Source organism: Niallia sp. 03133, from assembly GCF_052663225.1.
On record NZ_JBQTCY010000051.1, the window covers coordinates 1 to 230 of the forward strand.

Consider the following 230-nt stretch of genomic DNA (forward strand, 5'->3'; position numbering starts at 1 on the left):
TTTTAACGGGGCCTTAGCTCAGCTGGGAGAGCGCCTGCCTTGCACGCAGGAGGTCAGCGGTTCGATCCCGCTAGGCTCCACCAAAAAATAAAAAATATGTTGACAATATTCTTTAATGTTGTTAATATATAAAAGTTGCTTCTGATAGCAACGAAAAATTGCTCTTTGAAAACTGAACAAACAAAACGTCAACAATAAACATTTATAACTTTCGTTATAAATGAAAAAAC

The 230-nt window shown here is 37.0% G+C and carries 1 tRNA gene; it reads left to right on the plus strand.

Features of this window, described 5'->3' with window-relative positions:
- Nucleotides 1-7: 7 nt before the first annotated feature.
- Nucleotides 8-83 (plus strand) — tRNA-Ala (locus tag ACTYBU_RS22565).
- Nucleotides 84-230 lie beyond the last annotated feature (147 nt).